Consider the following 26,260-nt stretch of genomic DNA (forward strand, 5'->3'; position numbering starts at 1 on the left):
GTCAGATTGCCATCGCTCGACGAACCGCCTCGGTGGACGTGGTGCCGCCCTCACCGGTCGAGGTCACGTGTCCGGCCGCGAGAATGCTGTAATGCTGAGCAGATTGGAGCGCGAAACCGATGTGCTGCTCGACAAGGAGGACACCGAGATCGCCGCGCTCGGTGAGTTCCATGACGGTTCTTTCGATTTCGGCGACCACGTTGGGCTGAATGCCCTCGGTTGGTTCGTCGAGGATGAGGATCTTGGGCTCGGTGATCAAGGCGCGGGCGATGGCAAGTTGTTGTCGCTGCCCACCGGAGAGAAGTCCTGCGCGACGGTCGAGGAGTGTGGTGAGCGCGGGAAACAGATCCAATGCCTCTGCGATGAGTGCCTTTCCGCGTTTGCGCCCGTCGGCGACCACCCGAAGATTCTCGGCAGTTGTCAGTTGTCCGAACGACTGCTGACCCTGCGGTACGTAGGCAAGTCCGCGAGCGACGCGGGCGCTCGGTCGTAGTCCGGTGATGTCCTCTCCGTTCAGAAGTACCTTTCCGCGTGTGGGTTTGATCAGACCGACGGCGGCGCGCAGCAAGGTGGTCTTGCCTGCTCCGTTGTGACCCATGACTGCCGCAACCCCGTCGCTGGGAACCAGCAGGGAAACGCCGTGGATCACTTCGGTGCGTCCGTAGCCGGCGCGGATGTCGACGAGCTCGAGCATGATTCAGTCCTCCGGGGTCGGTTCGGTGTCGGCGCCGAGATCGGTTCCGGCAGCGGCTGTGCCGAGATAGACCTCTTGCACCTTGGGGTCGGCTTGAACCTCCGCCACAGTTCCTTCGGCGAGTACTTTCCCAGCGGCGAGCACTGTGACGGACGTGGCGAACGATCGCATGAAGTCCATGTCGTGCTCGACCACGACGACGGTTCGTGCACCGCCGATGCGACGCAGAAGGTTTCCGGTCTCCTCGCGCTCCTCCAGGCTCATCCCAGCGACGGGCTCGTCGAGTAGTAGCACGGAACAGTTCTGCACCAACAACATTCCGATTTCGAGCCACTGTTTCTGCCCGTGCGCCAGAATGCCCGCGGGAGTGTCTCTGAGGTGCTCCAAGCCGGTTGTCTCCAGAGCCTCCTCGATCTCGGGGAGCACACCTTTGCGCCTTCGGAGCAGGTTCCACGCCGAGCGACCGGCTCCCGCCGCGATGTCGAGATTCTGCAGCACCGAGAGTTCTTCGAAGACGCTTGCCGTCTGGAAGGTTCGCCCGACGCCGAGGCGGGCGATCTTGTGAACCTTCTTGCCGAGCAGTTGCTCGCCGGACTTCGTGATCGAACCCGTCGCGGGAACCAGTCCGGTGATGGCGTCGACCAGCGTTGTCTTTCCAGCCCCGTTCGGGCCGATGAGAAACCTGAGGTCGCCCTGCATGAGGGTCAAGTCGACGCCGTCGACGGCCTTGAAACCGTCGAAGCTGACCGAAAGGTTCCGTACTTCGAGGTACTCGGACGACATTCCGGCGTTGCCGCCCAGTGCCGGTGTGGGTTCGCTGGTGGCGGTTGTGTTGGTCATGACGACACCTCCACTGGTTCGGGTTGGGAGACCTTGACCGGCGGGTCGGCCGGGGTCTCACGCTTCTTGCGGTGGCGCATCAGGGCGAACAATCCGGCCACACCTGCCGGGAAGAACCCGACCACGACGATGAACATCAACCCTTGTGCGTAGATCCATCCCGAAGGGAGTTTCTCCGAGAATGTCGACTGCGCCCAAGCGACGCCGATCGCACCGAGTACCGGACCCAGAAGCGTTGCGCGGCCACCGATCGCGACCCCGATGAGGAAGGCGATTGACGGAACGATCCCGACGTCGGCGGGGGAGATGATGCCCACGATCGGAACGAAAAGCGCACCGGCGATACCGGCGAGGAACGCCGCGGTCACGTAGGCGACCAGTTTGATGTTCGCCGGATCGTATCCGAGGAAACGTACGCGCTCCTCTTGATCGCGGACGGCGACGAGGAGTTCGCCGTATCGGGAGTTCATCAGCTGGCGAATCAGAGCGACCGATGCGAGAAGAACTCCGGCGGCGATGAAGAACAACATCTGCTTGTTCGCCGGATCGTTGAGGTTGAAACCGAAGAACGTGCGAAAGCGGTTGAGGCCGTTGCTGCCACCGATCGACTGCTGGCCGATCAAGAGGATCGCGAAAGCCGCGGCGAGTGCTTGCGAGAGGATCGCGAAGTATGCGCCCTTGACTCTCCGCTTGAACACACCGAGTCCGAGGAGAAAGGCAACAGCGGCCGGCAGGAAAAGGATGGCGAAGATCGCCACGAATGGCGAGGCGAACGGTTGCCAGTATCCCGGAAGTTCGGTCTTGCCCGCGATGGACATGAAGTCCGGTACCGCGTCGCCCTTGAGTTCGGCATCGGCGATCTTGAGGTGCATCGCCATCACATATGCGCCGATTCCGAAGAAGACGCCCTGGCCGAGCGTGAGCATTCCGCCTCTGCCCCAAGCCAAGCCGATGCCGACAGCGACTATGGCGAAGCACAGGAATTTGGCCAACAGTGACAGCCTGAAGTCCGAGAGCACAGCCGGAGCGATGGCGAACAGCACGATCGCGGCAAGTGCAAAACCGCCCCACACCCGAATTCGGGAATTGTTCAGGATGCTCATACGAGGCTCCTCGTCTTGACTGCGAACAGGCCCTGCGGCCGAACTTGAAGGAAGACGACGATGATGACGAACACGATCACCTTCGCGATCGACGCCGTCGTCGAGTACTCGATGAACGAGTTCAAGATGCCGAGGGCGAAGGCTGCGATCACGGCTCCCTTCATCTGACCGAGACCGCCGACGACAACAACCAGGAAGGCGTCGATCAGATACGACTGGCCGATGGTCGGGCTGGTGGAACCGATGAGTGTCAACGCGACACCCGCGACGCCGGCGAGTCCGGAACCGAGGAAGAAGGTCGTGATGTCCGTACGACGAGAAGAGATTCCGCTCGTCTCGGCCAGATCGCGATTTTGGACGACGGCCCGGATGCGTCGACCCATCGACGACTGCTTCAGCGCGACCGAAAGCGCGATCACCGCTGCGATCGCCAACACCAGAATGAAGATGCGGGTTTTCGGTACCACGGCGCCGAAAATATCGACTCCGCCCGAAAGCCAGCTCGGCGCCGAAACATTGACTGCCGGCGCGCCGAAGATGTCGCGCGCCAACTGCTGAAGAATCAATCCGACGCCGAATGTCACCAACAGGGTATCGAGGGGTCGGTGGTACATCCGCGATACCAGTACCACTTCGAGCACGACACCCATCAGTCCGCCGACGACAAAACCGACGAGCAGAGAAATGATCAACGATCCCGTTGCATTCGAGATCACCTGCTGCACTACGTATGCGGTGTACGAGCCGGCCATGATGAACTCGCCGTGTGCCATGTTGATGACACCCATCTGCCCGAACGTGAGAGACAATCCCAACGCTGCCAACAGGAGAATCGATCCGATACTCAAACCCGTGAACAACTGTCCGATCACAACATCCATGACAGACGCTCCACCTCTCTACTCGTCGATTCCGTCAATTCCGCCTTTCGTCGATCAGCTCCCGAGTCCCTCGGCCCAGGGGTAGTTCTTCAGGTACGGATCCGGCTCGATCGGCTGTCCCGAATCCCAGACCGTGTAGATCAGTCCATCGGAACGGATTTCGCCGATTCGGGCAGTCTTGGTGATGTGGTGGTTGTCGCCGTCGATGGTGACGAGTCCTTCGGGTGCCTGGAAGGTCACACCGTCGGCGTTGTCCTGAATATCCTTGACCGCAAACGAGTTGGCCTTCTCGACGGTGTTCTTCCAGAGGTAGACGGAGGTGTATGCCGCTTCCATCGGATCGGACGTGGGCTTGTCCTGGCCGAACTTCGCCTTGTACGCCTCGACGAACTTCTTGTTCTCGGGGGAGTCGATGGTCTGGTAGTAGTTCCACGCCGTCAGCTGGCCTTCGACGTTCTGGACTCCGATACCGCCGACCTCTTCCTCCGCAATGGAGACGGAGACGACGGGCATGTCGGCGGGCTTCAGGCCGACATTCGAGTATTCACGGAAGAACGCGACGTTGGAATCGCCGTTGAGTGTGTTGAACACGGCATCGGCGTCGGCTGTGCGGACCTTGTTCACGATGGTGGAGAAGTCGGTCGAGCCCAATGGCGTGTAATCCTCGCCCTTGATCTCGATGCCGTTCGCTGCCGCGTAGGCCTTGATGATGCGGTTGGCGGTCTGCGGGAACACGTAGTCGCTGCCGACCAGATACAGCGACTTGACGCCCTTCTCCTTCAGGTAATCCAGAGCCGGGATGATCTGCTGGTTGGTCGTTGCACCCGTGTAGAAGATGTTCTTCGAATCTTCCAGCCCCTCGTACTGGACCGGGTAGTAGAGCAAGGAATTGTTGTCCTCGAACACCGGCAGCATGGCCTTGCGGCTCGAGGAAGTCCAGCCACCGAAAACTGCTGCGACGCAATCGCTGCTGATCAGTTTCTCGGCCTTCTCGGCGAACACTGTCGGCTCCGACGCGCCGTCCTCTGCCACGATCTGGATCTTCTTGCCCAGCACACCGCCGGAATCGTTGATCTCCTGCACCGCCAACGAGATGGAGTCGCGGACCGTCACTTCACTGATGGCCATGGTGCCCGAGAGTGAATTCAGAGAACCGACCTTGATCGTGTCCCCCGAGGTGTCGACGCACGACGTAGCCGTCGAATCTCCCGATGCGGTGTCTGTCGCCTTGCTTCCGCAGCCGGTGAGAACCAAGCCCAGCGCGGCGAGAGCGGCCGGCGCGGCAAGGGTGCGCTTCGAGAAGGTTCGCATGTACGGGCCTTTCGTGTCGATGGCTCTGGCAGACAATGGCTCTGACAGATCTGTATCCGGAGTGCGTATACAACGCTGTATTCGTCGAGTGCACAGAGTAGGTGGAAGTTGTTGCGGTGGAATGACTGTCGGTGACAAGTGTGTGTCCGGTGTTTCGATTGGATGTCCAGGACCTCACACCGCAGGTCAGCGAGGGTGCGGTGTTAGCATCGACGAGAAATTGATCAAGCACTCGCTTGACGATCGGAACGTCGGAAGGATCTTCTCGTGCGCTCGACCCGACGGGACGAAATACTCGCTCATGCGGCCAAGCTGTTCAGTGAGCGGGGAATCGCCGCGACGACGGTACGCGACATCGCCGACGAAGTCGGGATTCTCTCCGGCAGCCTCTACCACTACTTCGACTCCAAGGATGCGATAGCCAACGAGATCGTCGTCCGGTTTCTCGAAGACCTCAACGTCAGGTACGAAGACTCGATCGAGCCGGGAGGTTCGGCCCGAGATCGCCTGGCAACGATGGTCTCGGTGTCTTTTGCATCGGCGGTGGATCACCCGTATGCCACGGAGGTCTATCAGGGAGAAGCCATACTTTCGTCGCAACCGGCGGACGCGCCCATCACCATCCTGGTTCAGAAGGCACACAGCTACTGGCGATCGGCTATCGCTCGCGGAATTGCCGACGCGGAGTTTCGGGAAGACATCGATCCCGAACAGTTTCACCGTCTCCTGCGTGAATCCGTCTGGTCCACCGTCGCGCAGTATCGCCCGCAGCTTTCCGAGTTGGCGGATGATCTGCAGCGCAATCTGATTTCGGTATTCCTGGACGGCTTCGCCGCACGTTCCGTCGACGGCGAGCCGGTGGCACGCATTGCGCAGCGCACGGCGAAGAAGGAAGCGCAGACCGTATCTCCTGCCTCCGAATTTGCCGAACTCCGCTCTGACTCCCAAATGGCCGAACTCCGTTCGGACTCCCAAATGGCCGAACTCCGTTCGGACTCCCAAATGGCCGAACTCCGTTCGGACGTCGACGAATTGAAGTCCGTCATTCGCGAACTCAGCTCCTCGATCCGGCAGCTGCAGAAGCCGTAACACCGCAGTTCCTGCGCGTGTAGTTCGAATTTTGACTATCGGTGTGACCCAGTGCATACTTCTGTCCACTCGTAAATCAAGCGCTTGTTTGATTTACCAAGCAGAGTTTGGACGGGAGATTGATGTGAGACTCGGAAAGGCGATTGCCGTCTGCGCGGCAGTGGTCCTCGGGGCGAGCGCGTGCGCATCTGCCGGTGTCATTCCCGAAGACACCATCGTCATCGGTTTGGACGAGGACTCCACCGGGCCCGGTGCGTCGTACAGCACGATCGCCGGCAAGACCGTGCGTATGACTGTCGACCTGATCAACCAGGCCGGCGGAATCAACGGCAAGCAGGTCGAATTGGTTGTCGAGAATGACGAGAGCAGTCCCACCAAGACCCCGTCGATCATTCGGAAGTTGGTCGATCACGGATCAAGTGCGGTCATCCTCGCCACCGGCAGCGGGTCGGTGCTGCAGGCCAAGTCGATTCTCCAGCAGTCGAAGATTCCCGCGATAGCTCCGGTCGTTCTCAGCGACGCCTTTGCCTCGGCGCCCGACAACGACTACTCGTTCATGATTCCGAACTCGTTGAAGCAGTACGCCCAGGTGTACTGCGGGGCTTTCGAGAAGATGGGGTACAAGTCCCTGGGAATTCTCGGTGACGCGAGTGCGTCCATCGACGGAATCATCAAGACCCTGCGGCCGGCGCTCGAGAAGTGCGCGAGAGTGACGGGCGTTGAAAAGGCGCCGGTCGATGCCGCGGACATCACCGCACAGGTCTCACGTCTCGCGGAAACCGAACCGGACGCGATTCTGGTCGCCAGTATCGGCGGGCACTTCGAAATCCTCGCGCACAACACCTTGTCGAAGATCACCCCACAGACGCAACGCTTCTCACTCGCTTCCATCGGAAACCAGCCCGCATCTTGGGCTTTGGCGGACCCGAAGGCGTTGAGCGGCATGGTGTACATGGGCTCGCTCAGTGAGAACAACCCGAGAACCGCCGAACTGCGTCGCAAGGTGCAGGCGGTGAAGGGGCCTGATTATCAACTGACTGCCTACGACGCACAGGCGTACGACGCCGTCATGATGTTGGCCGAGGCAATCGAAATTGCCGGCGACCACCGAGATCGGACGGCCGTTCGTGATGCTCTTCAACAGGTTTCGGCACTTCCCGCCAGCTTCGGCCAGGACGGATTGACACTGTCGTTCTCCTCGCAGGATCACCTGGCTCCGGACAGCCTCTGCGGACTGGTGCTCGTCGAATTCGGTGAGGACAACAAGCCGGCCCATCCGTGGGATTCCTACCAACCCCCGTGTGGATAACCGAGGAGCCTTGACATGACAGACGCACAACTGTGGCTCGCTGCCATCGAGATCGGTGCATTCTTTTCACTGATAGCCCTCGGAATGTATCTCGTGGTGGTCGGCGCCGATTTCTTCAATTTTGCGATGGGTCCGTATGCGATGGCTGCGGCCATGGCGTCGAGTTGGGTCGCGATCAATTACGGGCTCGCTCTCTGGATTGCCATGCCGCTAGGGATCGCGGTAGCGGTGGCGCTGTCGATCCTGACGGAAAAGCTTGTGGTCAAACAGGTTCAGAAGCGATCGGGTCGTGGGGAACTACCGGCGTTGGTGGCTGTGACCGCAGTACTGTTCGGGATCCAGCAGCTCGCCGGCACTGTCTTCGGCCGCACACCACTTCCCGGGCAGAAGATCTTCGACTTCGATCCGATATCGGTGCTCGGTGCCACCGTCGACAGTTCGACCGTTGTACTCGTCGTCGGAACTGCCGGGATCTTCGTCGGTATCGGACTGTGGCTGAACCGGTCCACCTCGGGCCGTCTGCTTCGCGCCGTCGGCGACAGTCCGGATGCCGCCCGCGTCCTGGGCTTGCCGGTGGATCGGGTACGCCTCATCGCGTTCACCCTCGCGGGTGTGATTGCCGCCGTCGCCGGACTTCTGTTCGCTCCCAAGGCCGGTGTTCAGTTCACGAGCGGTCTGTCATGGACGCTGACGGCATTCATCGCACTCGTCATCGGTGGTACCGGCCGGAGTTGGGCTCCGCTGATCGGCGGAATGGTGTTGGGCGTCGTCCAGGTATTCGCCCCGTACTACTTCGGTGCGAGTGCTGCTCAAACCGCGATTCTGTTGATTGCCCTGGTGTTCTTCGCTTTCCGTCCGGAAGGCTTGCTCTCGAGGAAGGTTCGCGTCTGATGGCCTCGCTTTCTACCAGTCCGCTGACGTCAAATCCGCCCGCTACATCCGGCGGTCCCCGGACGAGGATGCTCGCCGTGTCGCGAGAAGCACTGATCACCGTGGTCGTGGTTGCTGCCGTGCTGCTGTGGATGGGGCCGAGTCTGTACCGGCAGGATCTGGTGTTCCTCGCTGCGACGTATTCGCTGATCGCACTCGGTATGTACGTGCCATTCGTGCTCGCGGGATCACTGTCGATGGCGTACAGCGCGTATGCGGCGATCGGCGCGTATGCCGTTGCGCTGATCTCGGTTCGGACCGGGTTGTCGATGTGGTGGGGATGGATTCTCGGCGCCCTCGCCGCTGCAGCGGTTGCAGTACTTCTCAGCTTGGCAACGCAGAAACTCTCCGGCTTCTACCTTGCCGCGGTGACCTTGTTGTTCGGTATCGCTTTCGAGCACTGGTTGATCGACGGACCGAGTTTCACCGGCGGATCGGCCGGGATCTCGGGTGTCGAGACTGTGACGATGTTCGGCTGGGAGCCACCGCGCTACGCATTGGTCGTGTTCGCGATCTTGTTCGTGTGTCTGATCGCGGTCGCTGTCGATCGACTCCGGAAATCGGTGTGGGGGCTGATGTTGCAAGCTGCCCGCGACAATCGTAATGTCGCACGGTCTTCCGGCGTCAATCCTGCGCACCTGACCGTCGTGGCGCTGGCGATCGGTGCCGCGATCGCGTCGACCGGCGGATCGCTTTTCACCGTGTCGGTGCAAGCTGTCACTCCTGAAACCTTCACTCTCAGTATTGTTTTCCTTGCAATCTTCATGCCGATCATCGGCGGTCGCGGTTCGGCGTGGGGTGCTCCGCTCGGTGCATTGATCGTGGTGATCGTGACGCTGAACATGCCCGGCTACCAGGGAAGCGGCGAACTCCTGCTTGCCGGAGCCGTCCTGGTGATCCTCATCGTCGCGCCTGGTGGGGTGATCGGGTGGAGTCAGAACGTTCTGGGTCGAATGAACCGTCTGTACAAGGAGCGTGGCAATCGATGACTCGGCTACTCGAAGTGAGCGGGCTCCACAAGTCCTACGGCGGCGTCCGCGCTGTCGACGATGTCTCGTTCAGCGTCGGACAGGGAGAGGTGATCGGCCTTGTCGGCCCGAACGGGGCAGGCAAGACCACACTGGTGGACTGCATCTTCGGCACACAGCAAGCAGACTCCGGAACCGTCGCGCTCGCCGGTGCTCCCTTGACCGGGCCGTCGGAGCGCCGTGCACGGCAAGGGCTCTCGCGCACGTTTCAACATCCGCAGCTCGCGGCGGAACTCGATGCCGTCGACAACATCATCCCGGGACTGTACGGGCACAAGATCACCTCACCTCTGCACTCGCTGTGGTGGGCGATCAAAGGACCTTTCGAGAACTGGGACCGGACAGCACAGCGGGCCCGGGAGATTGCTGCGCGATACTCGGTCGCCGACGTCGAGAGTGCTTGCGGGGATCTCAGTTTGGGGGCGCAGCGTCTGGTCGAGGTGGCGCGGGCGATGGCGACCGAACCCGATGTTCTCCTGTTGGACGAACCGTTTGCCGGCGCGGATCACGACGGCATCGCTGCCATCTCCGGTGCCGTGCGATCGATTGCCGCGCAGGGCAAAGGAGTAGTCCTGGTCGATCACAACGTCGATCTCATTGCGGCGCTCGCCACCAAGATCGTGCTGCTCAATTTCGGATCAGTGGCGTTCTACGGACCACCGCAGGAGTGCTTGGCCAGCGACGCGATGCGAGAAGTCTATTTCGGTTCCGAATACGAGGAAGGCGCCTGACATGCTCGAACTCGACAGAGTCACAGTTCGATACGGATCCGCTGTCGCCGTCCGGGAAGTCTCCCTTGTCGCCCCCGCCGGTGAAGTGACAGCGATCGTCGGGCCGAACGGTGCAGGCAAGACCAGCTTGGCGGGATCCATCTACGGCTCGGTTCCCGCCACCGGGACAATCAAATTCGATGGTCGAGAGATCCAGAAATTATCGGCACTGGATCGTGTCCGCAGCGGATTTGCCTACGTACCCCAAGGCAGGCAACTGTTCATGCGAATGTCCGTTCGCGAGAACCTACGCGTCGGCGCAGACTTGCTGGGATTGAAAGCCGAAGCCGTGGAAGCAGCTTTCGAGAGGTTCCCGATCCTGCGTGAACGCTCCGAGAGTTATGCCGGGGTCCTCAGCGGTGGTGAGCAGCAGATGTTGGTTCTGGGGCGGGCACTTCTTGAAACCCCGAAGGTGCTGCTCCTCGACGAGATGATGACAGGACTGGCACCGAAAATCGTCGCGGAGCTGCGAGCGCTGGTCGGGGGTCTGGCCGCCGAGGGTGTGACCGTCATCGTGACGGAACCGGCACTCACTGCACTGAAATCGGTTGTCGACCGCGGATATGTCATGCAGCGCGGCGAACTCGTCCGCGAATGCGATTCCGCAGCGACACTGGACAACGCGTACAAACAATCGATGGGCGTCCTCAGCGCCGACGGGAGATGATCGACGATCATGCTTGAAACGAAGACACTCGACTTCACCGTCGGTGAATTCGCCACGAATCCGGACCGGTTCGCCGGCGTCAGCATCAGCGAAATGGTCAGGCATTGGTCTGAGACCATCCCGGACGAAACCGCCTTTGTCACTCCGGAATCGAGGGTGTCGTGGAAACAGTACGACGCGGCTGCCGATGCGATCGCGTCGGCGCTGGATCTAGCTGGTGAGGGATACGGACATGTAGCCGTGTTGCTCCCCGACACCGCTGTATTCCATGCGGCTCTCTGCGCAGCATTTCGCACCGGCCGCGTCGCGGTCGGAATCGGTTCGCGCTCGGGCATTCGCGAGATCTCTCATCTGATCGCCCGCTCGGAAGCCTCCGTACTCGTCACCACTCGCACGCTGCGCGGCGTCGATACCGCCGAACTCGTGGCGAGTCTGCGGGCAGAGCATCCCGGACTGGACGTCGTCTTCGCCGACGAACGCGCCGACGTGAGTTTCGAACGCGTGAGTGCAAACGGCGAACTCACCTCGTTGCCGGTCGAGCTAAAGCAGTTCCCCGCAACCAGTCCGTGTTTTGTCACGTCAGCCGTTTCGATGCTGAACTCGACGTCCGGCACAACGGGCCTACCCAAACTGGTCACACAAACCGAGGATCGTTGGGTTGGTTTCTCCGAGATTGCCGCCGAGGCGGCGGCGATCGGTCCGGATGAGGTGTTCCTCGGCGCGGTTCCGGCACCTTTCGGATTCGGCCTCTGGACTTCGCATTTCCTGCCGGCGCTACTCGGTGCTCGCAATGTCGTCATGGAACGCTTCGACGTTTCGGTGATGATCGAGTTGATCGAGCGCGAACGGGTGACTGCTTTGAATTGTGTGAGTACACAATTCAAGATGCTGTTGCGTTCGGAGGCCGCGGAATCGGCCGATCTCTCGTCACTTCGTTTCATGTTCACCGGTGGTGAAGCCGTGCCGTATTCGGAGGCACTGGCCTTCGAACAACGTACCGGAGCGGCTGTCCTGCAGTTCTACGGATCAAACGAAACCGGCGCCGTCTCGGTGACGACGGTTTCGGACGGCTCCGATACCCGACTGAAGACGTGCGGCCACGTCATCGATCGCATGCAAGTTCGTGTATTCGACGATGCGGCAAAGGAAGTGACCGGCTCCGTCCGTCGCGGTCAGCCTGCGGTCAACGGCCCGCTGATGTGCCAGGGTTATTGGGGCGACGTCGATGCAAACGACGAGTTGTACACCGACGACGGTTGGATGCTTCTCGGCGACATCGTCGAGATCGACGAGACCGGGCGGGTGCGTGTGGTCGGGCGCAAAGCCGACATCATCATTCGAGGCGGCAAGAACATTTCCGCGGTCGAGGTCGAGGAGTACGTGCGCGCGCATCCTTCGGTGGAACTGGTCGCCGTGGTCGGAGTCGACGATCCGCTGTTCGGTGAGAAGGTCTGTGCGGTCGTCGTGTCCGCCGATGACGATCTGAGTTCGGTGGACCTGACCGCCTGGCTGCAGAGCCGAGGAGTGACCCGCGAGTACATACCCGAGTACGTGATGACGGTCGCCGAATTGCCGATGGCGGCAGGCGGCAAAGTAGCCAAGGGCGAAGTCAAGGCACTCGCGCAGCGGCGGATCGCTGAACTCGGCTGATCGCGCCTGACAGTACCGGCGCCGCGTTACGCTGATCCGGACATTTTGCCGAGAGTGAAGGAAACCCGATGACGAACCCTTCACCGCATCGGTGGCGCAGGCGCTTGCTGTGGGCTCTGGCAATTGTGTTCGTTCTGGTCGGAGCCGTGGTTCTGGCCTTCGTTCTGAGCCCGAGACCTGGCGCACTCACCGTGCGATGGGTCTTCGATCGTGATGCCGTGAAAGTCACCGAGGCGCTCGAGAAGCACGCGCCCGAAGGCGTCGACTCGATCAAGGACCAGCAGTACCGCGCCGAAGACGACGACGCATACCTGGATGTCTACTTTCCCGCAGCGACGACGACCGCATTGCCTACGGTGATCTGGACTCATGGCGGTGCCTGGATCTCGGGAAGCAAGTCCAACTACGCGCCGTACTACGAGTTGCTGGCCTCTCGTGGCTACACCGTTGTGTCCCTGGACTACTCACTCGGACCTGAGCACCACTATCCGACAGCGGTGCGGCAGCTCAACGACGCTCACGCGTACGTCGTTGCGAATGCGGAACGGCTGCATGTTGATCCGACGACGGTCGTTCTCGCCGGTGATTCTGCGGGAGCGCAACTCTCGAGTCAGCTCGCCACTCTCGTCACTGATCCCGCGTATGCGAACCGTGTGGGCGTGGTCCCGTCGCTGCGGCCGGATCAGTTACGTGGAGTAATCCTGAACTGTGGAATCTACGACGTCGGGAACATGGTCGGCGGACCCGGCATCATCGGTTGGGGGGTTGATCGGTCCCTCTGGGCGTATACCGGGGTGCGTGACTTCATGAGTACCGATGCAGCGGATCAGATGTCGACCTTGAACTACGTCAGCGCTCAATTTCCGCCTGCCTACATCAGCGGCGGCAACGCGGATCCTTTGACAGATTCTCAGTCGAAACCGTTGGCTGACAAATTGACGGGGTTGGGAGTTGCGGTCGACACACTGTTCTATCCGGCCGATCACGTTCCGGCGCTCGGTCACGAGTATCAGTTCGATCTGGACAATGCCGACGGTCTCACTGCCCTCGATCGCACGGTTCAGTTTCTCGACGCACACACCCGCTAGTTGTCGGATGATGCTGAGACGCTGAAGAAATGGTCATTTCAGACAAAGCGCCGCGGGTGTGTTGCCGGGGAATTCTCGACTAGTCCTTTTGGTCTAGCCTGGGTGAATCCGATCCGACCCCAGGAGTTGTTGTGCGCGCGTCTTCCCCCGACAGACGGCGAAGGCGCATTGTCGGAATCGCGGCGGTATTCGTCGTCATTCTGCTGTCCGGGGTAACCGCGGCACTCGTCAGTCCGTGGCCAGGAGTTCTCCTCGTTCGGTGGATGTCAGCGGGTGGCTCCGAAGCGACTCACTCACAACTCGACAGGCATGCACCGTCAGGAATCGTCTCGATTCTCGATCAGTCGTACCGCGACGGCGACGACGATGCACAACTGGACGTTTACTACCCGTCGGAGTCCACTTCGGCGCTACCCACGGTGGTCTGGGTGCACGGCGGTGGCTGGATATCAGGATCGAGAACTGATGCCGACGGTTACTACAAACTGTTGGCAAATCAAGGCTTCACTGTGATTTCGGTGGACTACTCACTGGGACCAGATGCGTATTACCCCACCGCAGTGAATCAGCTGAACGACGCGTATCGATTTATCGTGAGCAATGCGGACAGGTTGCATGTCGATTCGAACAATCTCTTTCTTGCGGGAGATTCGGCAGGCGCGCAGTTGTCCAGTCAGTTGGCGACGGTCATGACCAGCCCTGACTACGCGTCGGAAATGGGTGTGGAGCCGGCATTACGTCCCGAGCAGATACGCGGAGTTGTCCTCGACTGTGGGGTCTTCGATCTGAAACCCCTGCTGTCACAGGGGAAGTACTTCGGTTGGGGCGTCGACAAGCAATCGCTGTGGGGATACCTCGGAACGAGGGACTTCGACGGGTCGACTGCAGTGGGTCAGATGTCGACACTGGGCCATGTGACCTCGGACTTTCCAGCGACGTTCATCACCGGCGGAAATGTCGACCCACTGACCGCCAGCCAGTCGAAACCCATGGCAGAACGGCTCGCCGATCTGGGCGTCGAAGTAGACGCACTGTTCTACCCCGAAGATCACGAGCCTGCGCTGGACCACGAATATCAGTTCGACCTCGATACCGTGGACGGGATGATCGCGTTCGATCGCACAGTCGCGTTCCTACGCAACTACGTGCGTTAGCGCGGTCAGCGAATCACGTAAGGCGAAATCGAACTCCGGTGCTCGCTGATGTCGAGGTCTTTACCCAACGGCGGGAAGGCACGCTGCGGACAGTTGAGGCGTTCGCAGACACGGCAGCCCGAGCCGATCGGCGTTCCCGGATTCGACTCGTCCAGATCCAGACCGTCGCTGTAGACGAGTCGGTGGGCGTGTCGAATTTCGCATCCCAATCCGATGGCGAAGATCTTTGCGGGCTGTCCGTATCGAGCCGCTCGACGTTCGACCGTGCGAGCAACCCAGAGGTATCGGCGGCCGTCGGGCATCTGTGCGATCTGGGGCATGATCTTGCCCGGATACGAGAACGTCTCGTAGACGTTCCACAGCGGGCACGTACCGCCGCTGGTGGAGAAGTGGAATCCGGTGGCGGACTGACGCTTCGACATGTTTCCGGCACGGTCGACACGGACGAACATGAACGGAACCCCGCGAAGTTTGGGGCGCTGCAGAGTCGAGAGGCGGTGGCAGATCGTCTCGTAGCTCGCGGAATAGAAGGCGGACATGCGCTCGATGTCGTACCGGAAGTCCTCGGCGACGTCGTGGAACTGGCTGTAGGGGAGCACGGTGGCCGCCGCGAAGTAGTTGGCCAATCCAAGTCGCGCCAAAGAGACCGACGCTTCGCTGGTGAAGTTGCCTTCGGCCACCAACGAGTCGAGCAGATCGCCGTGCTCGAGGTACGCGAGTTCTGTCGCGAACTTGAAGACCTGTTGCCCGCCGGAGAGCCGTGCGGAGATTTCCAGGACCCTGGTATCCGGGTCGTAACGATGAAGTATGTTCTCGCCCAGGTCGACTCGTCGAACGATCTGCACGCCGTGGACGGTTTCCAGGCGCCTGGCGATCTCGCCGGCGACGTCGCCGCGATGAAAGCGCATCCGGGCAGTCAGTTCTTCGGCCGCGGTGTCGAGATCGTGAATGTAGTTCTGCCGCTGATAGAAGTAGTCGCGCACTTCCTCGTGCGGCATGGTGATCGAACCGCTGCCGCTGCCGTCCGAGAAGCGGTCTTCCGTCGCTGCGGCGAGCTGCGCCGTCGTGTTGCGGAAGCGGCGATGCATGTTGACCATCGCCTTTGCCAGGCCCGGGTGTGTGGAGACCATCTCCGCGATTTCGTGGGCGTCGGCGTCGATGCCCATCTCCTGATCGAGGGCAACTTCACGCATTTCCGCGATCAGGCGCGTGTCGTCCTGTGGGGAGAAGAAGGTGGTGTCGACGCCGAAGACTTCACTGATTCGCAGGAGGACCGGCACGGTGAGTGGCCGGACGTCGTGCTCGATCTGATTGAGATAGCTTGCCGAGATCTCCAGCGTCTTGGCCAGCGAAGCCTGACTCAACCCGCGCTCGGTCCGCAGTTGGCGGAGCCGGACACCGACAAAGGTTTTCGACATTTTCCCAGGATACGAGTGACAGTCCGGCTTCGCAAAGGTGGGTTTGCAGAATTCGCACCGGTACCCCCTGTGAGTGGTTGAGGAGTCCTCACACTCCTCAACCACTCACGGGGCCGGAGGCCTAGACCCTGTTCTCCGAACGCGGAGCGCCGATTCCGGGATCGATCTGGAACGGTCCGCTCGACGAGGGTGCGAGGGGGAAGTCGAAGATCGCAGTCGGGAGATACACCGTCGAACACGAGTTGGGGATATCCACGACGCCAGACAGGCGGCCCTCGATCGGTGCCGCACCCAGCAGCAGGTACGCCTGCTCCGGCGCGTACCCGAACTTGGTCAGGTACTCGATCGCATGCAGGCACGCACGCTGGTAGGACAGATGTGAATCCAGGTACTTCTGTTCGCCGTCCAACGTGACGGAAGTGCCCGAGAACGCAAGCCACTCGGAATACTGCGGATCTGTGTTGCCCGGCATGAAGATGGCGTTCTCGGAAACGCCGTAGGTATCCATTCCGCCCTTGATGATGTCCACACGAAGATCGATGAAGCCGCCCATCTCGATGGCACCGCAGAAAGTGATCTCACCGTCGCCCTGGGAGAAGTGAAGATCGCCGACCGACAGATTCGCACCGTCCACGAATACCGGATAGAAGATTCGGCTGCCCTTGGTGAGGTTCTTGATGTCCTGGTTTCCACCGTTCTCGCGAGGGGGAGCGGTGCGCGCCGCCTCGCCGGCTACGCGTGTGTACTCGTCACCGGTCAAGGTTCCCAGTACTGCATCGCGGGGCTCGGGCGGAAGTGCAAGCGGGGGAACCCGATTGGGATCGGTGGCAATGAGGGCGCCCTCGCGGGCATTCCACTTGGCGAGCAACGCCGCCGACGGAGCAGTACCCATCAGCCCCGGGTGGACGATGCCCGTGAACGAGACGTGCGGAATGTGACGCGACGTCGCCGTTTGGCCGGAGAAATCCCAGACGGCCTTGTACGCGTCGGGAAACTGTTCGGTGAGGAAGCCGCCGCCGTTGTTTCGCGGGAAGATGCCCGTGTACCCCCAGCCTTGGCCGGCCAACGGACCCGAATCCTCTTGGGGGATAGGCCCGATATCCAAGATGTCGACGATCAAGAGGTCGCCGGGCTTTGCGCCTTCGACGGAAAAGGGGCCGGACAGCGTGTGGACGGTCGTCAGAGGTGCATTGAGAATGTCGTCGGCCGAGTCGTCGTTGTGGATTGCGCCGTCGAACCATTCGCGGCAATGGACACGAAACGCATCACCGGGTTTCACCGTCACCGCCGCCGGGATGTCCGGGTGCCACCGATTGTGGCCGACGATCGCTTGGTCGGTGAATTTCTTGGCGGAATCGAGTGGAAACAGCAGTTCAGGCATATGCACTCCTCATTCTCGAAGAAACGGAAAACTCGTGGCGGCAGGACTTTCGTGTCGGATCGTGAATCGCGGCGAGGACGCGCGGTGAGGACGGTCAGGGGCGAGGTAGCTTGCGGTGCAACGGATTGGACGTCGTCGGGGCAGATTGTCTGCCACGGCCCGGAAGTGACCCACTGACCACGGCAGGCTCGTGAGCTGATCGGGCAGTGCTGTCCAGTAGACCCATCGCGGTTGACGAGCTGTGACTCAAACGGGGAGACGAGACAACACGCTTCGATTCGAGACTGCACTGGGGGCAACGGATCGACTGGGGCACTTCGGCCATCGCGAACGACCGCTCGAGCGGGCCGCAGCCGGTACAGCGAAACTCGTACAGAGGCATGCGGTCACGCTATCGGAGGATCCGTAAGTGCGACACTGGAACGACACGCACCGGGTTGCCGATGGCGCAATTGCGCCCGTCAGCGCAAGTACACAACCGCGTTGTCGCCGCCAGTACAGGTGACGATGCCGGAGGTCACCTTGCATGCCATCGTGTACTCCTTGCCGGTCACCGGACTACGTGCGGACACGGTGCTGGAAGCACCGGTGGCACCGGAGTTTCCGTAGGCGATCCGAACTGCCTCGGCAAACTCGCACGAAGTTTTGCCCCCACTTGTCGCGGACTCCTTGTAACTTCCGGCCGGCTGCCCGCCGGGGCAGGCGGACGCACCGGCCGGGAAGTTCGCGGCGCGTGTGGTCGTCGGGGATGTCGTGCTGGGAGCGGTTGTCGTGGTGCCGGGTGTGTTCGCGGCGGTGATGGTGGTCTGGGCCGCGCCACCGGCGGCTGAGTTGGGGACGTCCTTCGGCCAGAGGACCCAGGCAAGCCCGCCGAAGAGAGCCAACACAGTGATGACTCCGATTACGGATACCGGAATCACCCAGCCGGGCCGACGCGGCGGCGGATTTCCACGTGGCGGTGCAGGCGGGAATCCCTGGGGCGGGGGATACGACTGCGGCGCGGCCCGGTAGCCCAACTGCGGCGGCTGTGGACCGGATTGCGACCACGCCTGGTTGTTCGGTGGCCGCTGATAGTTGTCCGGCACCGCTTTATCGCCCGGTCGGGGGCGTCGAACGACAAGTCATGGTTCGACAGCATATGGCCGGCGAATGGGTTGTCTGTGGCTTTCTGACGGGTAGATCCCTGGAATTGGCCGAGCGAAGCCTGTTGCCACGAAGTGATTGCGGTCACTTGCGAGTTGTGAAGTTGGCTCCGAAGTAGCGGATGGGCCTGTTCCGAGTGCCGCGCGAACTGCCGGAATTTGCAAGTGGCGGAGTTGAGTGCATTTCGTTCACAGCCTGCGGTTTCTTTGCTACTCGCCAGTACGGAACCTGTCCGATTGGGTAGTACCAGCCGTGTAGGAATCTTCACAGACTTAGCAAAGTGTGTTGAAAAGGTAGCGAAGATTGGCATTAGCAACAGGTAGACGGCACTTTTTCGATGTGCCATTCTCGGTAAGTACACAAGAAGGGCCTGGCAAGTATGTGAAGTAGTACGCACGTACTGCTCACAACAGGCCGGACCAGCAGATCAAAGAGATGGAGTCTTGATGTCGACCACCGGCACCCCGAAGACCGCAGCTGAGCTCCAGCAGGATTGGGACACCAACCCTCGCTGGAAGGGCGTTACTCGTAACTACACGGCCGATCAGGTCGTCAAGCTCCAGGGCACCGTCGTCGAGGAGCAGACTCTCGCTCGTCGCGGATCCGAGATCCTGTGGGATCTCGTGAACAACGAGGACTACATCAACTCCCTCGGTGCACTTACCGGCAACATGGCTGTGCAGCAGGTTCGCGCCGGCCTGAAAGCCATCTACCTCTCTGGTTGGCAGGTTGCCGGCGACGCTAACCTCTCGGGCCACACGTACCCGGACCAGAGCCTCTACCCGGCCAACTCGGTTCCGACCGTCGTTCGTCGCATCAACAACGCACTGCTGCGCGCCGACGAGATCGCCAAGACCGAGGGTGACACCTCCGTCAGCAACTGGCTCGCTCCGATCGTTGCCGACGCCGAAGCCGGCTTCGGCGGCGCTCTCAACGCTTACGAGCTGCAGAAGGCCATGATCGGCGCCGGCGCTGCCGGTGTCCACTGGGAGGATCAGCTCGCTTCGGAGAAGAAGTGCGGCCACCTCGGCGGCAAGGTGCTCATCCCCACGCAGCAGCACATCCGCACCCTGACCTCGGCTCGCCTGGCTTCCGACGTTGCGGACGTTCCGTCCGTCATCATCGCCCGCACCGACGCTGAGGCTGCAACCCTCATCACCTCCGACGTGGACGAGCGTGACCGCCCGTTCCTCGACGGAACCCGCACGGCTGAAGGCTTCTACGGCGTCAAGAACGGCATCGAGCCCTGCATCGCTCGCGCCAAGGCTTACGCACCGTACGCAGACCTCATCTGGATGGAGACCGGCGTGCCGGATCTCGAGGTTGCAAAGAAGTTCGCCGAGTCCGTTCGCAGCGAATTCCCGGACCAGCTCCTGGCCTACAACTGCTCCCCTTCCTTCAACTGGAAGGCGCACCTGGACGACGCGACCATCGCGAAGTTCCAGAAGGAGCTCGGCGCGATGGGCTTCAAGTTCCAGTTCATCACGCTGGCCGGCTTCCACTCGCTCAACTACGGCATGTTCGACCTGGCCTACGGCTACGCCCGCGAAGGCATGACGGCATTCGTCGACCTGCAGGAGCGCGAGTTCAAGGCTGCCGAAGAGCGTGGCTTCACCGCCATCAAGCACCAGCGTGAGGTTGGCGCCGGCTACTTCGACACCATCGCCACCACCGTTGACCCCAACACCTCGACGGCAGCTCTCAAGGGCTCCACCGAAGAGGGCCAGTTCCACTAAGAACTGACTTCGGGTGGGGGAGAGGCTCGGCTTCGGGTCTCTCCCCTGCTTGTATCACCGCACTACTTTCTCTCGTCTTCAAGGCAGTTCCGATTGCGTCGGCCACCAGCGTCGACGCCGTTCGAAGTGCTTCTTTTACAACACCTTCACCAGACAAACTCCACGAGACAAACAAGGAGCTGACGTGACCAGCGAAAAAATTCAGCGCGTCGGCGTTATCGGCGCCGGAATCATGGGTGCCGGAATCGCCGAGGTGTGCGCCCGCGCACATGTCGATGTTCTGGTCTTCGAGCAGACTCGCGAGCTTGCAGCAGCCGGGCGTTCACGCATCCTGCGTTCGCTCGACCGCGGCGTGAGCAGCGGAAAGATCACAGAACGTGAGCGTGAGCAGGCCGCATGGCGTCTGCGTTTCACCTCCGATCTGGGAGATTTCGCGGACCGCCAGCTCGTCGTGGAGGCCGTCGTCGAAGACGAGAAGATCAAGAGCGAAATCTTCGCCGAGCTCGACGCGGTCGTGACGGATCCGGATGCGGTTCTCGCGTCCAACACGTCGTCGATCCCGATCATGAAGCTCGGCATCTCGACCAAGCGTCCCGAGCGAGTCATCGGTATGCACTTCTTCAACCCGGTTCCGGTCCTGCCGCTCGTCGAATTGGTGACGACGCTCAAGACCAGTGCCTCCGTCTCGCAGCGCGCCGAGGCTTTTGCCAGCGACATCCTCGGCAAGCAGGTCGTCCGCAGTGCCGACCGCTCCGGCTTCGTCGTCAACGCACTCCTGGTGCCGTACCTGCTCTCGGCGATTCGCATGGTCGAGTCGGGCTTCGCTACGAAGGAAGACATCGACAAGGCAACGGTTCTCGGCCTCGCGCACCCCATGGGTCCGCTGGCTCTGACGGACCTGGTCGGACTCGACACCGTCAAGTCCATCGCCGACTCCATGTACGAAGAGTTCAAGGAGCCGCTGTACTCCGCTCCGCCGCTGCTCCTGCGTATGGTCGAAGCCGGATTGACCGGCAAGAAGTCCGGCGCGGGCTTCTACGAATACGCCGACAACGGTCGCTCCACCAAGCAGGCAAGCTAAGGCCCAAAGCCCCTGTGCGCGTTTGTGGAGTGTAGAGACTCCATAAACGCGCACAGGGCGCTCGCGCCCCTCGGTTAGAAAGGTCGACCGCATGTCCAGCAGCACTGCAGCATTCGGCTCCAGCGTCCTGGGGTATCCGCGCATCGGGCCGCGCCGTGAGCTCAAGCGCGCCCTCGAGTCCTACTGGCACGGCACTTCGGACAAGGACGCACTTCTCGCGGTCGCCAAGGAACTCCAGGAATCGACCTGGAGCGAATTGGCTGCGACGGGACTGAGCCAGGTTCCGGGCAACACCTTCTCCTTCTACGATCACGTGCTCGACAATGCGCTGCTCTTCGGCGCAGTGCCGGAGCGGTTCAAGCCGCTCGAGGGCGCCCTCGATCCGCTCGATTTCTACTTCACGATGGCCCGCGGTCGCCCGGACTTCCCGCCTCTCGAGCTGGTGCGCTTCTTCGGCACGAACTATTACTACCGTCAGCCCGAGATCGACGCGAACACGGTGTTCTCGCTCAACTCGGAGGCACTTCTCGACGAGTTCGAACGCGCTAAGGCGCGCGGCATAGAATTGCGCCCCGTCATCATGGGGCCCGTCTCGCTGCTTCTGCTCTCGAAGGTCGGACCTGCCACCGAGAAGTCCGATCCCAACTTCACCCCGCTCGACTTGTTGGACGCGCTCCTGCCCGAGTACGAGAAGCTCTTCGAGCAGCTCGCCAAGGCCGGCGCCACCTGTGTTCAGTTGGACGAGCCTTCGGTGACCGAGGACCGCACCCCCGAGGAGCTAGCCGCTCTGGGACGTGCGTACGAGAAGCTGTCGACGGCTCCGCTCCGCCCGCGCCTGTTGGTGACCGGTCCGTACGGCAAGTTCGGCGAAGCCCTCAACATCTTGGCGCCCACCAAGATCGAAGCCTTCGGTCTGGACTTGGTGCACGGCAAGATCACGGCCGAGGAACTGGCCGCAGTGCCGAACATCAAGCGCAAGCGCATCTACGCGGGCGTCGTCGACGGTCGCAACGTCTGGCGCGTCGACCGGTTCAACACCTTGACGTACCTGAACGAACTCAAGGACGTTGTGCCTGACCTCGTCGTCTCCACGTCGTCGTCGCTGTTGCACGTGCCGTACGACGTGCTCTCCGAGTACGACATTCCAGGAGACGTCGCAGACCGTCTGGCTTTTGCGAAGCAGAAGGTCGGCGAGGTCGTCTCCCTGGCGAAGGCACTCACCGAAGGTCCTTCGGACAAGTGGCGTAAGCGTCCGACGAAGGTGCACTTCAAGCTCAAGCACGCTGTCCGTGCTCGGGTCAACGCGATCAAGCCCGAAGATCGTGTGCGTGCACCGTACGAGGAGCGTCGTAAAGCTCAGCAGGAACGGTTGAACCTGCCCTTGGTTCCGGCCCAGACATTGGGTTCGTTCCCGCAGACCGACGCGATTCGCCAGGCTCGTTACGAACTCGGCCAGGGGCGTTTGGAGTGGGACGACTACTACAAGCGCATCCAAGAAGAGATCGAGCGCACAATCCGTCTGCAAGAGGACATCGGTCTCGATGTCTTCGTGCACGGCGAGCACGAGCGCAACGACATGGTCCAGTACTTCGCCGAACTGCTCGAGGGCTATGCCTTCACGCACAACGGTTGGGTTCAGGCCTATGGATCTCGTTGTACGCGTCCGCCGATTCTCTACGGCGACATTGCACGTCCGAAGCCGATGACGGTCGAATGGATTGCGTACGCGCAGTCGCTGACCGACAAGCCGGTCAAGGGCATGCTGACGGGTCCGGTCACCATGATCGCCCGTTCGTTCGTTCGTCAGGATCAGCCGCTCTACGAAACGGCAGAGCAACTGGCACTTGTCATTCGAGACGAAATCGCGGATCTCGAAGCTGCCGGAATCGCCATCATCCAGGTGGACGAGCCGGCAATTCGTGAACTGCTGCCACTGCGTGAGGACGGCCGGGAGGCCTACCTGGAGTGGGCCGTCGACGCGTTCCGTCTGGCAACAGGTGGAGCGAAGCCGGAAACACAGATCCACACACATCTGACGTACTCCGCTCGGTCGTCGGTGGTCGACGCCATCGAACGGTTGGACGCCGATGTGACGGCTATCGTCGCGACCCGCTCCATCACGTGGGTTCTCGAAGCACTCAAGGAAGGCGCGCTCACGCACGGCGTCGGCCCCGGTGTGTACGAATCTCGTTCGGCTCGGATTCCCGACATCGACGAGCTCGACGAATTGCTCACCGAGGCAAGCGAATCGATCTCTCTCGATCGTTTGTGGGCCAACCCGGACGGTGGCCTCAAGACCCGCCATCCATGGCAGCTCGAGCCTTCGCTGCGCAACATGGTTGCGGCCGCGAGGCGCCTGCGTCGTCGCGCCGTACAAGCGGAGCGCGACGCCGGGTAAGTCACGTCAAGAACACGTCATGGAGGGGCCTGCGATTTGCAGGTCCCTCCATGCACGGGTAGGCATGTGTGCATGGTTACTGCTGCTGCTTACGCCGCGACGTCCGCTGACGGTCCGCTCGAGAAGACCACCGTCGAACGCCGCGAGCTCGGTCCACTGGACATTCTCATCGACATCAAATTTGCCGGCATCTGCCACTCCGACATCCACACCGCTCGCAACGAGTGGGGCGGAGCCAAGTACCCGATCGTCCCCGGACACGAAATCGCCGGCGTCGTCGCCGCGGTGGGTTCGGATGTCACCAAGCACAAAGTCGGCGACCGCGTGGGCGTCGGCTGCTTCGTCGACTCCTGCGGAGAGTGCGACGCCTGCCTGGCCGGCGAAGAGCAGTACTGCCGCAAGGGTGTGACCGGTACATACAACGCCACCGGACGCGACGGCGAGCGCACTCAGGGTGGCTACTCGACGCACATCGTCGTCACCGAGCATTTTGTTCTCTCGATCCCCGAGGGCATCGAACTCGACGTTGCCGCGCCGCTCCTGTGCGCCGGCATCACCTTGTACTCACCGCTGCGGCACTGGAACGCAGGCCCCGGCAAGAAGGTCGCCATCATCGGGTTCGGCGGCCTCGGTCACGTCGGTGTGAAGATCGCCAAGGCGCTCGGCGCGGAAGTTACCGTCCTGAGCCAGACGCTCGGCAAGAAGGAAGACGGCCTTCGTCTCGGCGCCGATCACTACTACGCGACCAATGACCGTGAGACGTTCAAGGCTCTTCGCGGCGAGTTCGACCTGATCCTCAACACGGTCTCGGTCAATCTCGATATCGACGCCTACATGTCCTTGCTCGCCATCAACGGCACGCTCGTCGAACTGGGCCTGCCGGAGAAGCCGATCGAAGTTCGAGCATTCTCGCTCGCCGCAAACCGTCGTAGCCTCGCCGGCTCCATGGTGGGCGGCATCCCGCAGACCCAGGAGATGCTCGACTTCTGCGCCGAGCACGGCATCGGCGCAGAAATCGAACTGATTCCGGCGAGCGACATCAACGACGCTTACGAGCGCGTGATCAAGAGCGACGTTCGATACCGATTCGTGATCGACACCGCAACAATCTGACCACCTCAGTCACGTTCAGTCGAGTTGCTCGCGAAGATTACTCAATGTCTTCGCGAGCAATCTCGACACGTGCATCTGGGACACACCGACTTTCTCGGCGATCTGTGTCTGCGTCAGGTTTCCGAAGAATCTGAGCATCAACACCGTCCGCTCTCGTTCGGGCAGCTTGTCGAGAAGTGGACGTAAGGCCTCGTGATTCTCGACGTTCTCGAGTGCTGCGTCGTAGTCACCGAGTGTTTCCACGAGCGGAAGATCGTCGGTGTGATTGGACGCGGCACCGTCGACCGAGACGGTCTGGTACGCGTTGCCGGCGATCAACGCCTGGGCAACTTCTTCACGTTCGATCCCCAACGTCTCGGCCAACTCGTCGACGGTCGGCGCGTGCCCGAGTTGTTGTGACAGCTCGCTGATGGCTTGCCCGAGTTGGAAGTGCAACTCCTTCATCCGGCGTGGAACCCGCAATGCCCAACCGGTGTCGCGGAAGTGTCGTCGAACTTCGCCCATCACGGTGGGAACCGCGAACGAGACGAAATCGGATCCGCGCGTGGAATCGAAACGGTCGACGGCGTTGACCAGACCGAGGCGCGCCACCTGAACCAGATCGTCGTGTGCCTCGCCGCGCCCGTCGAATCGTCTGGCGATGTGTTCGGCCAACGGTAGGCACCTGGTGATCAGTGCGGTGCGCACTCGTTCGTACTCCGGACTGTGGGGCTCGAGGGTCCGCATTTCCTCGAAAACGGGTATGACGTCCCGATATTCGTCGGTGGACCGCCGGCGCGGGCGTGACGGGCCGTCTGCGGAAGCGGTCACAGGCGCCCGCTGAGGGCCTTGGTGAACTTCATGGTCGTGATGTAGCCGACGCCGCCCAGGTTCTCTTCCTGGTCGAGCGAAATCGAATCGGTGAGTTCGGTGAGGATGTGCCACCCGAACGATCGCTGAGTGCTGTCCTCGTACTCCGTGGTTGTCGTCGATACGGATACGTGCAGTTGCGGGGGAGTGAACACGAACCGACACACCAGAACCGAATCAGGCGCAGCACGAACAATCAGATGCGTACAGATTTCGTCCATGGCCAATTTGATGTCGGCGATGGCGTCGAGGTCGAAGTTTTCCTGAATGGCAACAGTGGCGGCCAGTGCACGCAAAATCGACAGCTGATCGAGAGTCGCTTGAATCCTCAACTCCACAACTGGCTGAGTCTGATCCTGATCGGGCTCGAGTGCGCTGAGGTGTGCCATAAGTTCTCCGGATCGTCGTACCAGGGGTCGCGGTGAAGTCTGGTGCCGAGAACGATACCCATCTCGACCTTCACAGTGACCCCCGAACACGAAATTTGGTCGATGGTGGTGCCGGGGTAAACGACACGATTCTGCTCACGACCGTTGGCGATCGCAACATCGGATTACCTCGCGGAACCGCAGACCAAACCACATTTTTGTTCGGAACACCGAAACGAATGGTCGCAACGCACTTGTG

The 26,260-nt window shown here is 61.2% G+C and carries 24 protein-coding genes; 13 read left to right on the forward strand and 11 right to left on the reverse strand.

The annotated features are described in order from the left end of the window. Position 1 precedes the first annotated feature (1 nt). From urtE to urtA, 5 genes are read right to left on the reverse strand one after another with little or no spacing between them, the layout of a single operon-like run. Complete coding sequence (gene urtE / locus RA302_RS07800; RefSeq protein ID WP_003941544.1) at positions 2-694, reverse strand: urea ABC transporter ATP-binding subunit UrtE; 693 nt, start codon at positions 692-694, stop codon at positions 2-4. 3 nt (positions 695-697) lie between these two features. Further along, positions 698-1,534: an urea ABC transporter ATP-binding protein UrtD gene (gene urtD, locus RA302_RS07805; protein ID WP_019744448.1), complete on the reverse strand. Its 837-nt coding sequence runs from the start codon at positions 1,532-1,534 to the stop codon at positions 698-700. Then, positions 1,531-2,637 (reverse strand): urea ABC transporter permease subunit UrtC, encoded by a 1,107-nt coding sequence (gene urtC / locus RA302_RS07810; RefSeq protein ID WP_021333894.1) that lies wholly within the window; start codon positions 2,635-2,637, stop codon positions 1,531-1,533. The genes urtD and urtC overlap by 4 nt, the downstream gene beginning before the upstream one ends. Further along, positions 2,634-3,518 (reverse strand): urea ABC transporter permease subunit UrtB, encoded by an 885-nt coding sequence (urtB, locus tag RA302_RS07815; RefSeq protein WP_003941514.1) that lies wholly within the window; start codon positions 3,516-3,518, stop codon positions 2,634-2,636. Before urtB ends, urtC begins: the two co-directional genes overlap by 4 nt. Positions 3,519-3,572: 54 nt before the next feature. Next, positions 3,573-4,829 carry an urea ABC transporter substrate-binding protein gene (gene urtA, locus RA302_RS07820; RefSeq protein ID WP_019744446.1) on the reverse strand — a complete coding sequence of 419 codons (1,257 nt, stop codon included), beginning with the start codon at positions 4,827-4,829 and terminating at the stop codon, positions 3,573-3,575. Between the two features lie 267 nt (positions 4,830-5,096). On the opposite strand from urtA, the gene RA302_RS07825 reads away from it, so the two are divergent. The 9 genes from RA302_RS07825 to RA302_RS07865 all read left to right on the forward strand — a co-directional run bounded on the left by RA302_RS07825 (position 5,097) and on the right by RA302_RS07865 (position 14,514). Continuing rightward, positions 5,097-5,918 (forward strand): helix-turn-helix domain-containing protein, encoded by an 822-nt coding sequence (locus RA302_RS07825; RefSeq protein WP_338480073.1) that lies wholly within the window; start codon positions 5,097-5,099, stop codon positions 5,916-5,918. 124 nt (positions 5,919-6,042) lie between these two features. Continuing rightward, a complete protein-coding gene (locus RA302_RS07830) occupies positions 6,043-7,227 on the forward strand; it encodes an ABC transporter substrate-binding protein (RefSeq protein ID WP_021343387.1) in 1,185 nt (394 codons plus the stop codon). 15 nt (positions 7,228-7,242) lie between these two features. Then, positions 7,243-8,118, forward strand: coding sequence for a branched-chain amino acid ABC transporter permease (locus tag RA302_RS07835; protein ID WP_046378187.1), 876 nt, complete (start codon positions 7,243-7,245; stop codon positions 8,116-8,118). A 68-nt stretch (positions 8,119-8,186) separates the two neighbouring features. Then, complete coding sequence (locus RA302_RS07840) at positions 8,187-9,146, forward strand: branched-chain amino acid ABC transporter permease (protein WP_223257992.1); 960 nt, start codon at positions 8,187-8,189, stop codon at positions 9,144-9,146. Further along, the gene (locus RA302_RS07845) at positions 9,143-9,916 is read left to right on the forward strand and encodes an ATP-binding cassette domain-containing protein (protein ID WP_020968895.1); all 774 of its coding nucleotides are present in this window, start codon (positions 9,143-9,145) and stop codon (positions 9,914-9,916) included. Before RA302_RS07840 ends, RA302_RS07845 begins: the two co-directional genes overlap by 4 nt. Before the next feature lies 1 nt (position 9,917). Next, on the forward strand, positions 9,918-10,622 hold the full coding sequence (locus tag RA302_RS07850) for an ABC transporter ATP-binding protein (RefSeq protein WP_338480075.1): 705 nt from the start codon (positions 9,918-9,920) through the stop codon (positions 10,620-10,622). Positions 10,623-10,631: 9 nt separating this feature from the next. Continuing rightward, positions 10,632-12,272 (forward strand): class I adenylate-forming enzyme family protein, encoded by a 1,641-nt coding sequence (locus RA302_RS07855; protein ID WP_020906734.1) that lies wholly within the window; start codon positions 10,632-10,634, stop codon positions 12,270-12,272. A gap of 68 nt (positions 12,273-12,340) precedes the next feature. After that, the gene (locus RA302_RS07860; protein WP_020968896.1) at positions 12,341-13,360 is read left to right on the forward strand and encodes an alpha/beta hydrolase; all 1,020 of its coding nucleotides are present in this window, start codon (positions 12,341-12,343) and stop codon (positions 13,358-13,360) included. Positions 13,361-13,491: 131 nt separating this feature from the next. Then, positions 13,492-14,514 carry an alpha/beta hydrolase gene (locus RA302_RS07865; protein WP_338480078.1) on the forward strand — a complete coding sequence of 341 codons (1,023 nt, stop codon included), beginning with the start codon at positions 13,492-13,494 and terminating at the stop codon, positions 14,512-14,514. Between the two features lie 5 nt (positions 14,515-14,519). Here RA302_RS07865 and ramB read toward each other — a convergent pair whose 3' ends face one another. The 4 genes from ramB to RA302_RS07885 all read right to left on the reverse strand — a co-directional run bounded on the left by ramB (position 14,520) and on the right by RA302_RS07885 (position 18,398). Continuing rightward, a complete protein-coding gene (ramB, locus tag RA302_RS07870; RefSeq protein ID WP_019744436.1) occupies positions 14,520-15,932 on the reverse strand; it encodes an acetate metabolism transcriptional regulator RamB in 1,413 nt (470 codons plus the stop codon). A gap of 121 nt (positions 15,933-16,053) precedes the next feature. Beyond that, positions 16,054-17,313, reverse strand: coding sequence for a formamidase (gene fmdA, locus RA302_RS07875; RefSeq protein ID WP_019744435.1), 1,260 nt, complete (start codon positions 17,311-17,313; stop codon positions 16,054-16,056). Between the two features lie 94 nt (positions 17,314-17,407). Beyond that, positions 17,408-17,695: an FmdB family zinc ribbon protein gene (locus tag RA302_RS07880; protein WP_020906737.1), complete on the reverse strand. Its 288-nt coding sequence runs from the start codon at positions 17,693-17,695 to the stop codon at positions 17,408-17,410. A gap of 79 nt (positions 17,696-17,774) precedes the next feature. Then, the gene (locus RA302_RS07885) at positions 17,775-18,398 is read right to left on the reverse strand and encodes a hypothetical protein (protein WP_020906738.1); all 624 of its coding nucleotides are present in this window, start codon (positions 18,396-18,398) and stop codon (positions 17,775-17,777) included. A gap of 504 nt (positions 18,399-18,902) precedes the next feature. Here RA302_RS07885 and aceA point away from each other — a divergent pair. The 4 genes from aceA to RA302_RS07905 all read left to right on the forward strand — a co-directional run bounded on the left by aceA (position 18,903) and on the right by RA302_RS07905 (position 24,784). Next, complete coding sequence (aceA, locus tag RA302_RS07890; protein ID WP_003941533.1) at positions 18,903-20,192, forward strand: isocitrate lyase; 1,290 nt, start codon at positions 18,903-18,905, stop codon at positions 20,190-20,192. 184 nt (positions 20,193-20,376) lie between these two features. Next, positions 20,377-21,273 carry a 3-hydroxybutyryl-CoA dehydrogenase gene (locus tag RA302_RS07895; protein ID WP_003941541.1) on the forward strand — a complete coding sequence of 299 codons (897 nt, stop codon included), beginning with the start codon at positions 20,377-20,379 and terminating at the stop codon, positions 21,271-21,273. Positions 21,274-21,364: 91 nt separating this feature from the next. After that, positions 21,365-23,671: a 5-methyltetrahydropteroyltriglutamate--homocysteine S-methyltransferase gene (gene metE, locus RA302_RS07900; protein WP_080909998.1), complete on the forward strand. Its 2,307-nt coding sequence runs from the start codon at positions 21,365-21,367 to the stop codon at positions 23,669-23,671. 72 nt (positions 23,672-23,743) lie between these two features. Then, positions 23,744-24,784, forward strand: a complete 1,041-nt coding sequence (locus RA302_RS07905) for an NAD(P)-dependent alcohol dehydrogenase (protein ID WP_019744429.1) — start codon at positions 23,744-23,746, stop codon at positions 24,782-24,784. A gap of 15 nt (positions 24,785-24,799) precedes the next feature. Here the strand turns inward: RA302_RS07905 and RA302_RS07910 are convergent, their stop codons facing one another. Continuing rightward, the gene (locus RA302_RS07910; protein ID WP_020906739.1) at positions 24,800-25,594 is read right to left on the reverse strand and encodes an RNA polymerase sigma factor SigF; all 795 of its coding nucleotides are present in this window, start codon (positions 25,592-25,594) and stop codon (positions 24,800-24,802) included. After that, positions 25,591-26,022, reverse strand: a complete 432-nt coding sequence (locus RA302_RS07915) for an anti-sigma factor (RefSeq protein ID WP_020968899.1) — start codon at positions 26,020-26,022, stop codon at positions 25,591-25,593. The genes RA302_RS07910 and RA302_RS07915 overlap by 4 nt, the downstream gene beginning before the upstream one ends. Positions 26,023-26,260 lie beyond the last annotated feature (238 nt).

Origin of the sequence: Rhodococcus sp. DN22, assembly GCF_036669995.1 — a bacterium.
Lineage (GTDB): Bacteria > Actinomycetota > Actinomycetes > Mycobacteriales > Mycobacteriaceae > Rhodococcus_F > Rhodococcus_F erythropolis.